Consider the following 17,233-nt stretch of genomic DNA (forward strand, 5'->3'; position numbering starts at 1 on the left):
CTCCGCTTTAACTTAAGCCAGATTTGGCATTCTAAGCTCAGAATTCCTGCCAACCGAGGTTTGTCGTGGCTGAAGATAGCGACGAAGACAAAACAGAATCGCCCACGGCTCACCGACTTGAGAAAGCGCGTGAAGAGGGCCAGATTCCGCGTTCGCGCGAACTGACGTCACTGCTGATGCTGCTGGCCGGCATCATGATCCTGTGGATGGGCGGCAACATGATGGCGCACCGGCTGGCAGCAATGGTCGCCACCGGGCTTCGTTTTGACCACGGCATGGTCAGAGATGACAAAATTATCGTCAGCCATATCGGCAGCCTCATTACCCAGGCACTGATGGCGCTGCTGCCGCTAATGGGGGGGCTGGTGCTGGTGGCCATCGCCGCGCCCATGCTGCTGGGCGGTATTGTTTTCAGCGGTAAATCGATTAAGTTCGACCTGAAGAAGATGAGCCCGATGGCAGGTTTCAAGCGGATGTTCGCCGCGCAGGCCTGGACCGAACTGTTTAAAGGCATCCTTAAGACGATCCTGGTCGGCGCAGTGGGCTGGTGGTACATCTGGAGCCACTGGCCGGAGATGCTGCGGCTGATCAGCGAATCGCCCGTCACTGCGCTGATTCACGGCATGCAAATGATCGCGGTCTGCTGTTCACTGGTCATGCTCGGGCTGATCCCGATGGTGGGATATGACGTCTTCTGGCAGCTCTACAGCCACGTTAAAAAGCTGAAGATGTCGATGCAGGAGATCCGTGACGAGCATAAGCAGCAGGAAGGTGACCCGCACGTTAAAGGGCGCATCCGGCAGCAGATGCGCGCCGCCGCGCGCCGCCGAATGATGGCCGATGTGCCAAAAGCCGATGTCATCGTCACTAACCCGACGCACTATTCGGTGGCACTGCAGTACAACGAGAAGAAGATGAGCGCGCCGAAGGTTGTGGCTAAGGGCGCAGGCGAAATCGCCCTGAGAATTCGTGAACTGGCTGCCGAACATCGCATCCCGGTTCTGGAAGCACCGCCGCTGGCGCGTGCGCTATACCGACATACCGAAATTGGTCAGCACATCCCCGGCGCGCTCTATGCTGCCGTGGCCGAGGTACTGGCGTGGGTCTGGCAGTCGCGCCGCTGGAAGCGCGAAGGTGGCCTGATCCCAACCAAACCAAAAATCCTGCCGGTTCCGGCAGAGATGGACTTTGCAGGAGAGAGCAAAAACGATGGCTAATAACCTGGCCGCAAAACTACGTTTACCGGGCAACTTTAAAGATATGCAGTGGCAGGTGCTGGCCGGGCCAGTGCTGATCCTGCTGATCCTGTCGATGATGGTTCTGCCATTACCGCCGTTCATCCTCGATCTGCTGTTCACCTTTAATATTGCGCTGTCGATCATGATCCTGCTGGTGTCGATGTTCACCCAGCGGACCCTGGAGTTTGCGGCGTTCCCAACCGTTCTTCTCTTCTCTACGTTGCTGCGTCTGGCACTGAACGTGGCCTCAACCCGTATCATCCTGATGGAGGGGCACACCGGTGCCGCCGCGGCAGGGCAGGTCGTTGAAGCCTTCGGTCACTTCCTGGTGGGCGGTAACTTCGCCATCGGTATCGTGGTGTTTATCATCCTGGTCATCATTAACTTCATGGTTATCACCAAGGGTGCAGGTCGTATCGCCGAAGTGGGCGCGCGCTTTGTACTGGACGGGATGCCTGGTAAGCAGATGGCGATCGATGCCGACCTCAACGCCGGTCTGATCGGTGAAGATGAAGCTAAACGCCGCCGTGCTGAAGTGACCCAGGAAGCGGACTTCTACGGTTCGATGGATGGTGCCAGTAAGTTCGTTCGTGGTGATGCTGTCGCCGGTATCATGATCATGGTGATCAACGTCATCGGCGGCCTGCTGGTGGGTGTGGTGCAGCATGGTATGGATGTCGGGCATGCCGCAGAGACCTATACGCTGCTGACCATCGGTGATGGTCTGGTTGCTCAGATCCCGGCGCTGGTTATCTCTACCGCAGCGGGTGTTATCGTGACGCGCGTCGCCACCGATCAGGATGTCGGCGAGCAGATGGTTACCCAGCTCTTCAAGGATCCCCGCGTGCTGATGCTCAGCGCCGGGGTGATTGGCCTACTGGGGCTGGTGCCTGGTATGCCTAACTTCGTCTTCCTGCTGTTCACCGCCGCCTTGCTGGGTCTGGCCTGGTGGCTGCGCGGACGCGAAATGCAGCCGAAGAAGAAAGTGGACGTTGCTGGCAGCATCAGCAACAAAGCGGCAGCAGACACGCCCGCCGCGACCGAAGCCTCCTGGACTGATGTACAGCTGGAAGATACGCTGGGCATGGAAGTGGGCTATCGCCTGATTCCGATGGTCGATCATCAGCAAAACGGCGAGCTGCTGGGTCGTATCCGCAGTATCCGTAAGAAAGTTGCGCAGGATGTGGGTTTCCTGCCGCCAGTGGTACATATCCGTGACAACATGGAGTTGCCTCCTGCGCGCTATCGCATCCTGATGAAAGGGGTGGAGATTGGCAGTGGTGATGCCTATCCTGGCCGCTGGATGGCGATTAACCCGGGCACGGCTGCCGGCAGTCTGCCGGGAGAAGCAACGGTCGATCCGGCCTTTGGCCTGGCGGCGGTCTGGATCGACAGCGCGTTGAAAGAGCAGGCGCAGATTCAGGGCTTTACCGTAGTAGAAGCCAGTACCGTGGTGGCAACGCACCTCAACCATCTGATCGGCCAGTTCGCCAGCGAGCTGTTTGGCCGTCAGGAAGCGCAGCAGCTGCTGGATCGCGTGACGCAGGAGATGCCAAAGCTGACCGAAGATCTGGTACCGGGGGTGATCTCACTGACCACGCTGCATAAGGTACTGCAGAACCTGCTGGTGGAGCGGGTCTCGATTCGCGATATGCGCACCATTATCGAAACGCTGGCGGAACATGCGCCGGTACAGAGCGATCCACAGGAGCTGACCAGCGTGGTACGTGTGGCGCTGGGTCGCGCGATTACGCAGCAGTGGTTCCCGGGCAATGATGAAGTGCAGGTTATCGGGCTGGATTCCACGCTTGAGCGCCTGCTGTTACAGGCGTTGCAGGGCGGTGGCGGCCTGGAGCCGGGGCTGGCCGATCGGCTGTTAAGCCAGGCACAGGCGGCATTGCAGCGTCAGGAGATGCTGGGTGCGCCACCGGTGCTGCTGGTCAATCATCCGCTGCGAGCGCTGCTGGCGCGGTTCCTGCGCCGTAATCTGCCGCAGCTGGTCGTACTCTCGAATCTGGAGCTGAGCGACAACCGCCAGATCCGTATGACTGCTACCATCGGAGGCAAATAATGCGCGGGCTGCTGTTGGTGCTCTTCATGCTGCCGATGGTGGCTCAGGCGGCCGGTGGTGCCTGGAGCGCCACGGCCAACGGACCGCTGCTGGCGAATCGTGGCAGCTGGCAACGGGCGCAGCCGCTGACGCCACCCGCCGATGTCGGCGGGGAGGTCAGCATCATTAACTGGCGTTATGAGCTGAGCAGACCTGCGCCGTCGGGCCTGGAAGTGCGGCTGTGCGGCGAACAGCGCTGCACCACGCTGGAGGGTGCCAGCGGCACCACACGCGGGCTGGCACATCTCAACGCCGGTGAAACCCTGCATATGGTCTTTGGTTTTGCCGGCAGCGGAGCGTTGCCACCGGGATTACGGGTGGTAAGCAGCGAAGTGATGGTCAATTACCAGTAAGCGTCTTGCTGCTGAATTGAGTGAAGGGGAGCCAGAATTCTGTTTCTGGCTCCTTTCCGCAGCACGGTGCGCAAGTGCGCAATATGTCTTCAGGCGTTAACTCCCTTCATTCCCTCCTCAGAATAGCGGCCGCCTTTGACCTCAATCTGCTGATGAATCGTATTCAGTAACCCTACGTCGTCCTCTTCCAGCCTGATATCTGCGGCGTGCGCATTCTCAGTGAGATAAGCGATCTGTCTGGTGCCCGGAATCGGGACAATTTTGTCATACTGTGCCAGCAACCATGCCAGCGCAATCTGCCCGGTAGTGGCGTTATATTTCTCAGCCAGCGGCGCGATCGCGTTAAGAAGGTTGAGATTGTGGTCGAGATTTTGTTGCTGGAAGCGGTCATTCTTTTTGCGAAAGTCGCCTTCAGTAAAATCGCTGTTGTTACGGTATTTACCGGTGAGAAAACCTCTGCCCAGCGGCGAGTAGGGCACCAGTCCGATGCCGAGCTGTTTCACCATCGGCAGGATCGCCGCCTCAATGTCCCGCGTCCAGAGTGAATATTCCGTCTGTAATGCCGCCAGGGGATGCACGGCATGCGCCCGCTTCAGCGTGGCGGCAGAGGCTTCGCACAATCCGATCCGTGCAATCTTGCCCTGTTGCACCAGACTGCTGAGGCACGCCATGCTCTCCTCAATCGGTGTCGCCGGACTGATACGATGCAGATAGAACAGGTCGATGCGCTCAACGCCCAGCCGTTTCAGCGACGCGTGGCAGCTGCGGATAATGTAGTCCGGCTCATTATTAATGGTGCGGGCATAGGCCTCATCGGCTGGCCGGGCGATGCCACATTTGGTGGCGATGGTAAATGTCTGCCGGTCGGCCTGGCTTAGCCCGGCGAGAAACTGACCGATCAACTGCTCGTTGTGGCCACGGCCATAAAGATCGGCGGTATCGATAAAGTTGATGCCGGTTTCGCGTAACTGGTTAAGCAGCTGCAGGGAGTGGCGGTCGTCGGTCTGACCATAAAATTCGCTCAGCCCCATTGCGCCATAACCGATTGCGCTGACGTCCAGCCCCTGAGATAACGTGCGTGTTTTCATTGTCTCTCCTCGCGAATGAGTCGCTATTGTTTCACTCATACCGACAGCCATGAATTGCTATTCCGGCAATGCCAGAAAGGTATCAGGCAGGTGAATAAATAACCGGAGAAGCGGCGACGGAGGCGATTAATTGCACAACGGAAAAGCGCGGGAATGGGAAATTAACGCTTCGTTTTGAGGGGGCGTAAATATAGCTTCGCCGATGAAGTGCGGCTTTTTGTACCGGAATGCCTTACTTTTAAGGGGATAATTTTTCCAGCGCCGCGAGTATCGCCTCGTTTTTTTCATCGGCACGGATAGCCGCATACACATCAATGGCTAAGTGCCGGGCCGCTCGTTCGCTCAGCGGCCGGTAGCAGAGTCCGGCCTGGTTGAAGGTACATTTTGACCGGGGCATCAGGGCGAAACCCTTGCCTCTGGCGATATGCGACAGCATCAGCAGTGAATCTTCCGGCTCCCGCTGCCGTTTCAGCGTCACGCAGAGCGTAGCGAAGTAGCGCTCACATTTGTCGTAGAACAGCGGATTGGCACTGCGCGCGAACCAGAACATGGGCAGGTCAGCAACGGCCTCAGGCGAAACCTGTTCCGCCCGTGCGGCAGGATGAGATGCGGGCAGGACGACCAGCAGCGGCTCGCGGTAAACCCAGGTGTAGTGGACGGCCTCATCAGCCTCCGCGCCTTTTTCTCCGGTGAGGATTAAATCGAGCGTGTTACGGGCCAGGTTCTGCAGCAGCTGCGCAGAGGTCAGGCTGGGCATCTCCATCTCTTCACTGGCACGAAGTGCAACGAGCTGCTGGTTAAGCGGCGTGATAGCTTCAAAGTTCAGCGTTCGGGTTACGCCGATACGCAGGCGCGAGACAACAGGGTCCGCACGCTGGGTTAAGGCTTCGAGGGCGATGAGGATCGCTTCCGCTTTAGCAACCAGAGCCTGCCCGGATTCGGTGAGCGTTACCTCGTGGGGCGTCCGGCTGAAGAGGGGCTGCCCCAGCAGATCTTCCAGATTCTGAATCTGGCGGGTCAGGGGAGGCTGCGTCATTCTGAGCCGTTCGGCCGCCCGGCGAAAGTTAAGCTCATGCGCGACAGCCAGAAAGCATTGCAACTGCCTGACCGCAGGAAGGTGATTGCTGATGAGATGCGCTGCTACAGACATGAGGTCGTTCTGCCACTCAGAGAAGGGGGAATAAGGCAGGAGCAGCTAGCGACGGAGAGGGAAGACCCTCTCCGTCCCGGCGATTACATGCGCTCCACGGTGTCAATACCGAGCGTATCCAGACCCAGCTTCAGCGTCTTCGCGGTCAGCGCCGCCAGCTGCAGTCGGCTCAGACGCGTCGCTTCTGATTCTGCGCTGAGAATCGGACAGTGCTCGTAGAATCCGGAGAACAGACCGGCCAGATCATAGAGATAAGCACACATCACGTGTGGTGTGCCATCGCGAGCCACCTGCATGATAACCTCTTCGAACTGCAGCAGGCGGGTTGCCAGCTGTGCTTCGCGCTCTTCGCTGATGACAATCTCTGCATCCAGCGAATCGGCATCAATGCCCGCCTTGCGGAATACCGAGAGTACGCGGGTATAGGCGTACTGCATGTAAGGTGCCGTGTTACCCTCGAAGGCCAGCATATTGTCCCAGTCGAAGATGTAGTCGGTGGTGCGGCTTTTTGACAGGTCAGCGTATTTCACCGCGCTGATGCCCATCACTTCCGCCAGCGCTTTGACTTCCGCTTCGCTCATCTCCGGATTCTTCTCACGCACCAGCGTGTAGGCACGCTGCCAGGCTTCATCCAGCAGATCGGAGAGCTTGATGGTGCCGCCGCTGCGGGTTTTAAACGGACGGCCATCTTTGCCAAGCATCATGCCAAACGCATGGTGCTCCAGCGGCACAGATTCCGGCACATATCCCGCTTTACGCACGATGGTCCAGGCCTGAACAAGATGCTGATGCTGACGGGAGTCGATGTAGTAGAGCACACGATCGGCTTTCAGCGTTTCGTAACGGTATTTCGCACAGGCGATATCAGTCGTGGTGTAGAGGTAGCCGCCATCCTTTTTCTGGATGATGACGCCCATCGGCTCACCTTCTTTGTTCTGGAATTCATCCAGGAACACCACGGTCGCGCCTTCGCTTTCCACAGCCAGACCTTTCTGTTTCAGGTCGGCAACAATGCCAGGCAGCATATCGTTATAGAGGCTTTCACCCATTACGTCGTTGCGCGTCAGCGTCACGTTCATGCGGTCGTAGATTTTCTGGTTCTGACTCATGGTGATGTCGACCAGCTTCTTCCACATCTGGCGACAGTACGCATCGCCACCCTGTAATTTCACTACGTAACCGCGCGCACGCTCGGCAAACACAGGATCTTCATCATAGGTGCGCTTGGCTTCACGGTAGAAGCCTTCGAGATCGGCCAGCGCCATCTCAGCGTGGTTTTCATTCTGCTGTTTTTCCAGGAACGCAATCAGCATGCCGAACTGCGTACCCCAGTCGCCAACGTGGTTCGCACGGATCACCTTGTGTCCGAGAAACTCCAGCGTACGCACCGCCGCGTCACCAATGATGGTGGAGCGGATGTGACCTACGTGCATCTCTTTCGCAACGTTGGGCGCAGAGTAGTCGACCACAATGGTCTGGGGTTCGGCCAGCTGCACACCCAGACGCGGCAGACTCAGTGCTTCGCGGGCATGCTTTGCCAGCCAGTTGTGGTCGAGGAAGATATTGATGAAGCCCGGTCCGGCAATTTCCACTTTGCTGGCGATGCCGGTCAGGTCGAGGTGCTGAATAACCGCTTCCGCTAATTGTCGCGGTGCCTGCCCCAGCTTTTTTGCCACAGCCATAATGCCGTTGGCCTGATAGTCTCCAAACTGAACCCGGGCAGACTGACGAACCTGCGGTTCGCAATCGGCGGGTGCGCCGGCTAAAACCATTGCCTGACTGACTTTTGCGGAAAGAAGTGCCTGAATATTCACCGAGTTACCTTCATGTGCTGAACAACGCCCGGAACAAAAAGCCGGGCTGTCATCATCTTGCCTGAGCGCATCGCGTAACGAATAGGCAGAAACGGATGGGGCAGACAAAACGGAAAAAAATGAGGGGAAAAGTATACGTGAAATGTGGATGGGCGTCAGTAGTTGGATGAAGCGGGGAAACAGAGCTGAAGAAGATGTTTCCCGTAGGCGTTAACGACGTCGCAGATGACGGCGTGGGTTCTTTACGCTTTTATCTTCACGCACCTTCCAATGGCGGGAGATTGCAAACCCCATCAGTGCGATCAGGACAGCGACAACGATGAGCATAGACATAGAGCCATTCCTTTTGGTTGTGTTAGGTCAAATTTATAGGAAGGTGGGGGAGGCTGCAATTGTTTGTCGTTCAAATGAGAGTTATCTTATTGTATTAAAGAAGGTGTTTTAAATCAATTAATTAAGCTACTTTCATCAAGGAACTCATGGTCCTAAACAGGAGATAAATCTGAAATGAAAGATGTTATTATACGGTTTTGCGTTAAATTCCGGTCCAAATAAGATGAATCTTACCATTTTGTGACGCGGGACACGCGGCGCACAATAAACCAGACTAATTATAAATGCTTAACAAATAGAGAGGAATCCCGGTGACTGAGCGATCTTTTCCGCCAGAATTGGATGATTTAAAGACAGATTTGGGACGCTTTGAAGAATCGTTGCAAAGTTTTGCGCAGAGACTGGGTTTGCGTCTTAACGATCTGGAAGTTGACCATATTTCGCTGCGTTGTCATCAGGACACGACGGCGATGCGCTGGCAGCAAGGCCTGCGGCAGATTGGGACTGAATTTTCAGCAGCGATGATTAACGGACGGCAGATTTGCCTGTTTAAACTAGATGATCCGCTGTTCGTGGCGGGCAGGCAGATTGATGTGGTTGAGCTGCCGTGGCCGGGTGAAAAGCGCTATCGTCATGAAGGCTGGGAGCATATTGAGGTGGTGTTGCGCGGCGATCATCAGACGCTGGGCATGCGCGCGATGGCATTGCTTTCCGATGACGCGCTGACGCAGCCGGGTATTTCATTTAAAACCAGCTCACCGCAGGGCGAGAATGAGCGTCTGCCCAATCCGACCCTGGCGGTAACGGATGGGCAGACGACAATCAAGTTTCACCCATGGCGACTGGAAGAGATTGTCGCCAGCGAGCAGAACTAGATACGGGCGGCTACTGCGCGCTTCAGGCGCGCAACGGCCTCATCCAGCAGTGCACGGGTGCAGCCGAAATTGAGCCGGACAAACTGGTCATTACCAAACTCACGTCCGGCCGATAAACCCAGTCCGTGCTTCTCAAAATAGAGAGCAGGGCTGGCCACACCCAGCGCACTGGCGTCGATCCAGGCCAGATAGGTCGCCTCCGGCGTGGCGACGGACAAGCCGCTCATTTTATTGACCTGTGATACCAGCCAGTCACGATTACTGCGCAGGTAGATATTCTGCGCCTGCAGCCAGGGTTCACCTTCGCGCCATGCTGCTGCAGCAGCGATCAGCGCAAGAATATCCACATCCGGCACAATCCCGCGTCGCATCCGGTTAAAGCGCGCGCGCAGTTCGGCATTGGGGATAATGGCGATGGACGCACCCAGGCCGGCAATGTTAAAGCTCTTGGAGGGTGACATCAGTGTCACACTGCGCTGCGCGGCATCTTCACTCAGCGACGCAAACGGAATGTGTTCAGCGCCCGGTTCCAGCAGCAGATCGCTGTGGATCTCGTCGGAACAGACGATCAGATTGTGCTTCTGCGCAAATTCCAGCTGTGCCTGCAGTTCGTCGCGGCGATAAACGGTACCGCCCGGGTTCTGCGGATTACACAGCATTAACAGCCGCTCTTTGCCGGTGAGCTGATCTTCAGCCGCATCCATATCCACTACCCAGCGCCCCTGTTGCAGCGTCAGCGGCAAACTGAGCTGACCCCGTTCTGCCAGTTTTGCCGAACCGCGAAACGGCGGATAGATGGGCGTGGGGGCAATCGTCAGCTCGTCCGGTGCGGTAAACGCACGCACGGCGAGATTCAGTCCACAGACCACGCCAGGCAAAACTACAATCCACTCCGGATTAACGTGCCACTGATAGCGTGAGGCGAGCCACGCTATCGCACTGTCGATAAATTCAACCGGCGTATCGCCATAACCAAAAATCCCATGCGCGGCGCGGGTCTGAATTGCGTCGATGACACAGTCAGGCGATCGGAAATCCGTATCTGCCACCCACAACGGCAGAATGTCCTGGTCCGCATATTTGTTCCATTTAAGGCTATCGCTGTGACGACGGTCTATCCGTTGGTCGAAATTGAATGTCATAGTTAACTTTCCCGGTAAACTCATTCCAGCAGCCAGACTAACTGATGAATCTGCCTTGAACCAGAGTCATGTAAAGGAGAAGAGAATGACCACACTGGAAATTTGCTGCTATGGCGTGGATTGCGCCGTGACCGCACAACAGGCGGGCGCTGATCGGGTTGAACTTTGTGCTGCACCGCGTGAAGGCGGCCTGACGCCGTCGGCGGGGATGCTGAACGCCGCCCGGCGCGAGGTTTCGATTCCGGTTCATCCTATTGTCCGGCCACGGGGTGGCGATTTTTGTTATACCGCACGTGAATTTGAGGCGATGAAATCGGATGTGGCGTTAATCCGTGAACTTGGATTTCCCGGTCTGGTGATTGGGATGCTGGATGAGGACGCCCATATTCATGAGGGGCAGATGCGACAGATTATGGCGCTGTGTGACGGTCTGGCGGTGACCTTCCATCGCGCCTTCGATCTCTGTCACAGCCCTAAGCGCGCACTGGAAGCGTTAACGGATTTGGGGGTGGCGCGCATTCTGACATCCGGTCAGCAGCAGAGCGCTGAAAACGGAATTGCATTACTTCGGGAACTAAATGAGACCAGTACCGGTCCTATTATTATGGCGGGTGCGGGCGTGCGTCTCAGCAACCTGCAAAAGTTTCTCGACATGGGGATTGATGAAGTCCACAGCTCGGCCAGCCGCCTGATGGCGTCACCGATGCGTTACCGCAAAGCGGGCGTCTCCATGTGTTCTGAAGCCGAAACCGACGAGTTCAGCCGCTATTGTGTCGACGGCGATGTGGTTGAGGCGATGAAAAGCGTGATGCAGATGAGCACCGTTCGGGTTGCCTGAACCACAACAGATTTTGCCGCGCAGCACGCCGATCATTGACGTGGTGTTTGCAAGTACCAAACCCCAGTACAGCTTGCTGGGGTTCTTTTTGTGTAAAATCTGCTGCTCGCCCCGGTTCTCTGCCGCATTTAGTGCCAGGTTGCTCATCATCTCACCTTCGCTTACCTCGCTTGAACAGACGATCATATCGGACTTCAGTTTATCCCCCGCAGCCGGTCAGCCTGGTAAACCGGCATGACAGGCATGAGCAGCCGTCGTTCGAATGAATTTTTCACTGCCATCCAGGACTTTTACTGCTGAGACCCACGCAAACCGCCGGGCTATCCGTTACGCTTACATCACCGCACCGCTTCAGGCATAACCCCGGGCGGCAGCTTCAATTCGTCACCGCTTGCCGCTGTTTTTCACGGCAGGGTTTACACTTACAGCAACGTTGCCCGGAACTGACCCTATGAATCGCAATCAGAGTGCCGCTCTCATCCTTTTGCTGTCCATGCTGTGCAGCGGCAACGCTGTGGCCAGTGCATGCCGCGCTGACAACGCCGCCGTGGCCAACAGCAACAACCTGATTTTGCTGGGCGGCAATGCGAAAGGCGCAGTGAAGCAGGTGATTGCAGGTGAATTTGGCAAAGATGTGAATTCGCAAAAGCGGGTGCTGGGTCAGTTTGACGCCTGTGGCGATCTCACGGTAGCTGACGTCAGCTACGACAAAAGTGAACGCAACGTGATCCTCAGCATGGAGCAACACATTGCCAGGGTACAGGGCGGCTGGGTGGCGGAATATGCGTATCTGGTCAAAGTGCTGAAAGAGGGCAAAGAAGTCGTTGTTGATAACCGGCAGGGAACGATTAACTGGCAGAAAGGCCAGCATGGCAATATTACCAGCGCCTCCGACAGATTTACCAGCATGGGTAAAACCGGCTTTACCGACACCACCTATCGCTACGATCGCCAGCTACGACTGGAGAAGAGTGTGGCACGTGGCAGCGATCCGCTGACTAACGGCGAGTTCCACTACCACTGGAATCCAAAGGGCCTGGTGACGCGCACCACCTCCGCCCGGAGAACTGACGAATACACCTACGACCCCCAGTGGCGTGAAGTGCGGCTTAACGGCACGGCGACCACACCGCTGAGCACCATCCGGTCGGTCGATGAGTGTCAGTCCTGGGATGAGGTCGGCAACTGTACCCTGAGCTATCTGCATGAAACCGAAATCTTCACGCGTGGCACCATCGAGCGCCATCTCAGTTCCGCCTACAAATATGAGTACTGGGATCAGCCTGCGGCAGAAGAGTAACAGGCGATCGAATGATCGCCTGTTGGCGGTTTATTTCACCGTCTGACTAAAAGCATCCAGCGCCAGCAGGGCGTTGGCGATATCTTCCGGTGACAAATGAGGGTTAAGGTTTTTCAGCGTATCACCCTCACTGTTCGCCAGTGCGCCCACTTTCACCAGATTCTCCCAGCTTTCATTTTCCAGATGCATTTCACGCAGTGTGGTCGGCATGTTGATAGAGCGATAGAAACGGATGTAGCGCGCAATTTCCTCATCCGGCCGCTTCTCAAGCACCATCTGCGCCAGTGTGCCATAGGCGACTTTCTCGCCGTGGGTCAGATGATGGATATCGCCATCAATGGCGGTAAAACCATTATGAATAGCGTGGGCGGCTGCCAGCCCGCCGTTTTCAAAGCCCAATCCCGAGAGCAGCGTGTTCGCCTCAACCACGGCTTCCACTGCGGGCGTGACCCGTTTTTCGGTAACGGCGATATAGGCGCTGTATCCCCACTTAAGCAGTGTTTCTTCGCAGGCGCGGGCAATCGCCAGACCGGCAAGGGTCGGATCGCCGCTGACCATGGATTTAGCATGGGACCGCGCCACTGCCTGCGCTTCAACCCAGGTGGCCAGGCCATCGGCAATGCCGGAGGCAAAGAGCCGTGCAGGCGCACTGGCGCAGACTGCGGTATCCACCAGCACCAGGTCGGGATTTTTGCTGTAGAAGCGATAGCTCTCAAATACGCCGTTGTCAGAGTAGATCACTGACAGCGCGCTACAGGGGGCATCGGTGGAGGCAATGGTCGGCACAATCGCCACCGGCTGTTTAAGTTCGTCCGCCACCGCCTTAACGGTGTCCAGCGTTTTGCCGCCGCCCAGCCCGACAACCACGTTACAGCCCTGGCTCTTCGCCAGCGCACTGAGACGGGTGATCTCATTACTGGAGGCCTCGCCGTTAAACTGCTGCCAGCTGAATTTCACCCCGGCGGATTGCAATGTCTGTTGTGTGCGTTCGCCAATCAGCTTCCAGACAACGTCATCCGCCACCAGAAAAGCCTGATCGCCCAGTTCAGTCAGGTAGGTTCCCAGCTCATCCAGCACACCTGCACCCTGCACATATTTACGGGGTGATGAAAATATAAATTTACTCATAACCACATCTCCTTAATATGAATGGTTCGACCCGATCCAGCCTGGCACAATCCGCTCAGCGTGGCAGGTGATCCCGCACATGACTGTGTCATGGGCTGTTAAGCTGCCTGAACACCCCTGGCCGGGAGAGATAACGGAGAATCATCATGAGCGCCACGCTCTTTTCATTTCTGTTTGCGATAACCATTCTGACACTCACACCTGGATTTGATACCGCGCTCGTGCTGCGAACCGCCATTGCGCAGGGCTGGCAGCGTGCCTGGGCGACAGCCCTTGGCGTGACGCTGGGTTGTCTGCTCTGGGGCATCGCAGTTGGGCTGGGGTTGGGCGCGCTACTGATGGCCTCTGAGATCGCCTATAACCTGCTGAAGTGGATCGGTGCCGGCTGGCTGCTCTATCTGGGCATAAAGCTGCTGCTTAAGCCGCGTCAGCAATCCGTGGAGACAGCCGAACAGCCTGCACAACCGCAGGGCTATCTGGCTTGCTTCAGTCGGGGATTAATGGGAAATCTGCTGAATCCGAAAATTGGCGTGTTTTACGTCACTTTTCTGCCGCAGTTTATCCCGGCGGGCGCGTCGGTTGCGCTCTGGTGCACGCTGATGGCACTGACACACATGCTGCTGGGGCTGTTCTGGAATGCGGTACTGATTGGCGGCAGCCACTATTTCGCCGGATATTTGCGAAAACCGACGGTGCTGAAGGGGATGGATCGCCTGACCGGTTGCGTATTTATTGGATTTGCGGCGAAACTGGCGTTGTCTCGCCGCTAGGGCATTAAGGTTTAGTGGCGACCAGTACGGCGCGCAGGGGAGCCGGATAGCCTTCAACTGTTTTGCTGGGGTCCTCGGGGTCGAGGAATTCCGCCAGCGACTCGCTGGTCATCCAATCGGTGCGGCGCTGCTCTTCGGTGGTGGTCAGAGCAAAATCGACAATCCGCACATCGACAAACCCGCTTTTTTCCAGCCAGCTTTTCAGCGCTTCCGCTGACGGGATAAAGAAGACATTGCGCATCTGGGCGTAGCGTTCACCGGGCACCAGCACCTGATTGACATCGCCGTCAATCACCAGCGTTTCCAGCACCAGCTCGCCTCCGCTCACCAGCTGATTTTTCAGCTGTAGCAGGTGATCCAGCGGGGAACGACGGTGATAGAGCACACCCATCGAAAATACGGTATCAAACGCCTGTAACGCCGGTAGTTGCTCAATACCCAGCGGCAGCATATGTGCCCGGCGATCGTCATTCAGCAGCTTACGCACTGCTTCGAACTGCACCAGGAATAGCTGCATTGGATCGATGCCGACCACCAGGTGTGCGCCCGCGCCAATCATCCGCCACATGTGGTAACCGCTGCCACAGCCCACATCCAGCACCGTCCGGCCCGCCAGCGGGGAGATGTGCGGCAGCACGCGTTCCCATTTCCAGTCAGATCGCCATTCAGTATTGATGTGGGTGCCGTAGAGGAAATAAGGCCCTTTGCGCCACGGCATCAGGTTACGCAGTAATTTCTCAATCCCCTGACGATGACGGTCGCTGATATCATCGCGGTCGGCGGTGACGCTGTGCAGCAGGTCCAGCTTTTGCGGTTCCAGCAGCGGCAGATACTCCAGCGACTTGTACCAGTCACGAAAGTGCCCGTGCAGGTTTTCACGTTGCCACTCACTGATTTGCGCCGGTAATACTTCCAGCCACTTCGCCAGTGGTCCCACTGCAATTTGCTGATAAAAACGGCCAAAGTCGATCATTTCAACGCCACCAGAGATCCAAAATTAAAGCACTGGAACCAGAGTTCGGCGTGCGAGAACCCGGCCTGTTTCAGGCGGGCTTTGTGCGCTTCAACGCTGTCTGTCAGCATCACGTTTTCCAGCATGCTGCGTTTCTGGCTGATTTCCAGCTCGCTGTAGCCATTGGCGCGTTTGAAGTCGTGATGCATGTTGAATAACAGCTCACCGACCTCGGCATCTTCAAAGCTGAACTTCTCCGACAGCACCAGCGCGCCGCCCGGTTTGAGTCCCTGCCAGATCTTTTCCAGCAGCGCCAGGCGTGCAGGCGGCTCCAGAAACTGCAGCGTGAAGTTGAGCACCACCAGCGAGGCGTCTTCAATCTCAATGTCGCAGATATCCGCTTCCAGCACCGTGACTGGCGTGTCAGCGCGAAACGCATCAAGATGTCGGCGGCAGCGCTCCACCATCGCAGGGGAGTTATCCACCGCGATGATCTGGCAACCTGGCACATGAATATTGCGGCGCACCGAAAGCGTGGCCGCGCCCAGCGAGCAGCCCAGGTCATAGACCCTGCTGTCCGGAGTCACAAAACGTTCTGCCAGCATGCCAATCATCGAAATGATGTTGGAGTAGCCCGGCACCGAGCGCTGAATCATGTCTGGAAAGACTTCAGCTACACGCTCGTCAAAAGTCCAGTCGCCCAGTTTTGCAATGGGCGCTGAGAAGAGTTGATCGCGGTCAGACATATCGAAAATCCGAAGAGACGACGGAAAGGGCGTTATTCTCGCAGAAAGTGGGGCGGGCTGCACCCCTTAACCCAGGCTGGTTTAATGGAGTGTCAGCACCAGCTCCCATGGCATATAGATCAGGTTGAAAATCACCATGCCGCACAGGGAAAACAGTGTCAGCAGCATGCCATATTTGCGGCCTGCCATGGCGCTGCTGCGCAATCCCCAGGCGTGCAGCAGGCGGCTGATAAAGAACAGCAGGCCGGTGAGATGCACCATCCAGATATCGGCACCGTTCATCTCCATCATCACCAGCAGAAACAGCGCCAGCGGAATGGTTTCGATGGCATTGCCATGAATGCGGATTGCCATTTTCAGGTCGTGATAGCCGCCATCGCCATATGCCACCCGGTAGAACCGGCGGTAACGCACCACGTCCAGCGTGAATTTCATTATCAGTAATGCACCTATCACCACATATAACGCGCTAACCATAGCCACTCCCGCGACTGTCCATAATGGTTCTATTCTAACGGGCGTGCAGCCCGCTGTCCTGTAACGCAATCAAAACAGTGACGTCTGTTGCGGCCAGTCGGGTCCGTTACCGATAGCCGGATCGATCTCCTGCAACTGCGGCCAGAGTGCCTGCACCAGCGGAAAAACCTGGCCCATATCGGGGGTGTGCAGAAACAGCATGGCGTCGCCCTGTTGCTGCCACTCAGCCAGCTTGGGACGCCAGATCTGAAACAGCGGCACGCTCTCGTCCACGCTGTCGCTGCCGATAAAGCGCACCATCGGCTGCGAGCCGGTTCGCAGAGCATGAGGCGGTACTTTCGGCTTCTGAGAACGCGCCACCAGCGCCGCCGGGCTTTGTGAGGTGGAGGCATGAACCGGACGGCTGTCGAGCATCACACGATTGATGCCACGCGCCAGCAGGCCCCGATTCAGTGACCGTTCCGCCTCGCCCTTGGTGAAGAAAGCCGGATGACGCACTTCAACGCCGTAGTGAAAACGGCGCGGTAGACTATCCAGAAAACGCCACAGGTCGTCGATCTGCGCCGGGGAGAAGCTGGCGGGCAACTGCAGCCAGTACTGACCGATGCGGTCGGCCAGCGGCTCCATCAGGCGCAGAAAATCGGTCAGCAGGTCGTCGCTATGCTGCAGCGCCGTCTGATGGCTGATGGTGTTGGGAAATTTGAAGCAGAAGCGAAATGCATCGTGCGTCATATCGCGCCAGCGCATCACCGTTTCCGCAGTTGGCAGCGCATAAAGCGTGGTATTTCCCTCTACACAGTGGAAGTAGCGGGCATAGTCCGCCAGGCTCTCAATACCCCAGCGTTTCCAGTGTGAATGCTGCCACTGGGGCAGGCCAATACGAAGTGTCACGCGCGCTCCTGGCTGCAGGTTAAGTGAT

The 17,233-nt window shown here is 56.8% G+C and carries 17 protein-coding genes; 7 read left to right on the forward strand and 10 right to left on the reverse strand.

What is annotated here, in order from left to right; translation table 11 throughout:
- The first annotated feature begins 65 nt into the window (after positions 1-65).
- Genes flhB through flhE form a run of 3 tightly spaced genes read left to right on the forward strand, consistent with a single transcriptional unit; the run spans position 66 to position 3,701 of the window.
- The gene (gene flhB / locus F3I20_RS09035) at positions 66-1,217 is read left to right on the forward strand and encodes a flagellar biosynthesis protein FlhB (RefSeq protein ID WP_150037472.1); all 1,152 of its coding nucleotides are present in this window, start codon (positions 66-68) and stop codon (positions 1,215-1,217) included.
- Positions 1,210-3,309, forward strand: a complete 2,100-nt coding sequence (gene flhA, locus F3I20_RS09040) for a flagellar biosynthesis protein FlhA (RefSeq protein ID WP_150037471.1) — start codon at positions 1,210-1,212, stop codon at positions 3,307-3,309. The genes flhB and flhA overlap by 8 nt, the downstream gene beginning before the upstream one ends.
- Complete coding sequence (flhE, locus tag F3I20_RS09045; protein ID WP_150015294.1) at positions 3,309-3,701, forward strand: flagellar protein FlhE; 393 nt, start codon at positions 3,309-3,311, stop codon at positions 3,699-3,701. Before flhA ends, flhE begins: the two co-directional genes overlap by 1 nt.
- Before the next feature lie 89 nt (positions 3,702-3,790).
- Here the strand turns inward: flhE and F3I20_RS09050 are convergent, their stop codons facing one another.
- From F3I20_RS09050 to F3I20_RS24340, 4 genes are all read right to left on the reverse strand, one after another.
- Entirely contained in the window at positions 3,791-4,789 is a 999-nt protein-coding gene (locus tag F3I20_RS09050; protein ID WP_150015295.1) for an aldo/keto reductase, read from the reverse strand.
- Between the two features lie 238 nt (positions 4,790-5,027).
- Positions 5,028-5,939 (reverse strand): LysR family transcriptional regulator, encoded by a 912-nt coding sequence (locus F3I20_RS09055; protein ID WP_150037470.1) that lies wholly within the window; start codon positions 5,937-5,939, stop codon positions 5,028-5,030.
- Between the two features lie 83 nt (positions 5,940-6,022).
- Positions 6,023-7,753: an arginine--tRNA ligase gene (gene argS, locus F3I20_RS09060; RefSeq protein WP_150037469.1), complete on the reverse strand. Its 1,731-nt coding sequence runs from the start codon at positions 7,751-7,753 to the stop codon at positions 6,023-6,025.
- A gap of 210 nt (positions 7,754-7,963) precedes the next feature.
- On the reverse strand, positions 7,964-8,086 hold the full coding sequence (locus F3I20_RS24340; protein ID WP_009089698.1) for a hypothetical protein: 123 nt from the start codon (positions 8,084-8,086) through the stop codon (positions 7,964-7,966).
- Between the two features lie 311 nt (positions 8,087-8,397).
- Between F3I20_RS24340 and F3I20_RS09065 the strand changes: the two genes are divergently transcribed.
- Entirely contained in the window at positions 8,398-8,961 is a 564-nt protein-coding gene (locus tag F3I20_RS09065) for a VOC family protein (RefSeq protein ID WP_150015298.1), read from the forward strand.
- Here F3I20_RS09065 and F3I20_RS09070 read toward each other — a convergent pair.
- Complete coding sequence (locus F3I20_RS09070) at positions 8,958-10,103, reverse strand: MalY/PatB family protein (protein WP_150037468.1); 1,146 nt, start codon at positions 10,101-10,103, stop codon at positions 8,958-8,960. The genes F3I20_RS09065 and F3I20_RS09070 overlap by 4 nt on opposite strands.
- Positions 10,104-10,188: 85 nt before the next feature.
- Between F3I20_RS09070 and cutC the strand changes: the two genes are divergently transcribed.
- Both cutC and F3I20_RS09085 read left to right on the forward strand, forming a co-directional pair.
- Positions 10,189-10,941 carry a copper homeostasis protein CutC gene (cutC, locus tag F3I20_RS09075; RefSeq protein ID WP_150015300.1) on the forward strand — a complete coding sequence of 251 codons (753 nt, stop codon included), beginning with the start codon at positions 10,189-10,191 and terminating at the stop codon, positions 10,939-10,941.
- 451 nt (positions 10,942-11,392) lie between these two features.
- Positions 11,393-12,241 (forward strand): hypothetical protein, encoded by an 849-nt coding sequence (locus F3I20_RS09085; RefSeq protein ID WP_190286157.1) that lies wholly within the window; start codon positions 11,393-11,395, stop codon positions 12,239-12,241.
- Between the two features lie 30 nt (positions 12,242-12,271).
- Here the strand turns inward: F3I20_RS09085 and F3I20_RS09090 are convergent, their stop codons facing one another.
- A complete protein-coding gene (locus F3I20_RS09090; RefSeq protein ID WP_150053187.1) occupies positions 12,272-13,369 on the reverse strand; it encodes a glycerol dehydrogenase in 1,098 nt (365 codons plus the stop codon).
- A gap of 146 nt (positions 13,370-13,515) precedes the next feature.
- Between F3I20_RS09090 and F3I20_RS09095 the strand changes: the two genes are divergently transcribed.
- Positions 13,516-14,139 (forward strand): LysE family translocator, encoded by a 624-nt coding sequence (locus F3I20_RS09095; protein ID WP_150053189.1) that lies wholly within the window; start codon positions 13,516-13,518, stop codon positions 14,137-14,139.
- Between the two features lie 4 nt (positions 14,140-14,143).
- On the opposite strand, the gene cmoB is transcribed toward F3I20_RS09095, so the two are convergent.
- From cmoB to F3I20_RS09115, 4 genes are all read right to left on the reverse strand, one after another.
- Positions 14,144-15,112: a tRNA 5-methoxyuridine(34)/uridine 5-oxyacetic acid(34) synthase CmoB gene (cmoB, locus tag F3I20_RS09100; protein ID WP_150037465.1), complete on the reverse strand. Its 969-nt coding sequence runs from the start codon at positions 15,110-15,112 to the stop codon at positions 14,144-14,146.
- Entirely contained in the window at positions 15,109-15,837 is a 729-nt protein-coding gene (cmoA, locus tag F3I20_RS09105) for a carboxy-S-adenosyl-L-methionine synthase CmoA (RefSeq protein ID WP_150015306.1), read from the reverse strand. The genes cmoB and cmoA overlap by 4 nt, the downstream gene beginning before the upstream one ends.
- An 81-nt stretch (positions 15,838-15,918) precedes the next feature.
- Positions 15,919-16,314 carry an MAPEG family protein gene (locus tag F3I20_RS09110; RefSeq protein WP_150015307.1) on the reverse strand — a complete coding sequence of 132 codons (396 nt, stop codon included), beginning with the start codon at positions 16,312-16,314 and terminating at the stop codon, positions 15,919-15,921.
- Positions 16,315-16,383: 69 nt separating this feature from the next.
- Positions 16,384-17,205, reverse strand: coding sequence for a DUF72 domain-containing protein (locus tag F3I20_RS09115; RefSeq protein WP_150037464.1), 822 nt, complete (start codon positions 17,203-17,205; stop codon positions 16,384-16,386).
- Positions 17,206-17,233 lie beyond the last annotated feature (28 nt).

The organism is Candidatus Pantoea gossypiicola, from assembly GCF_008632075.1.
Classification (GTDB): Bacteria; Pseudomonadota; Gammaproteobacteria; order Enterobacterales; family Enterobacteriaceae; genus Pantoea; species Pantoea gossypiicola.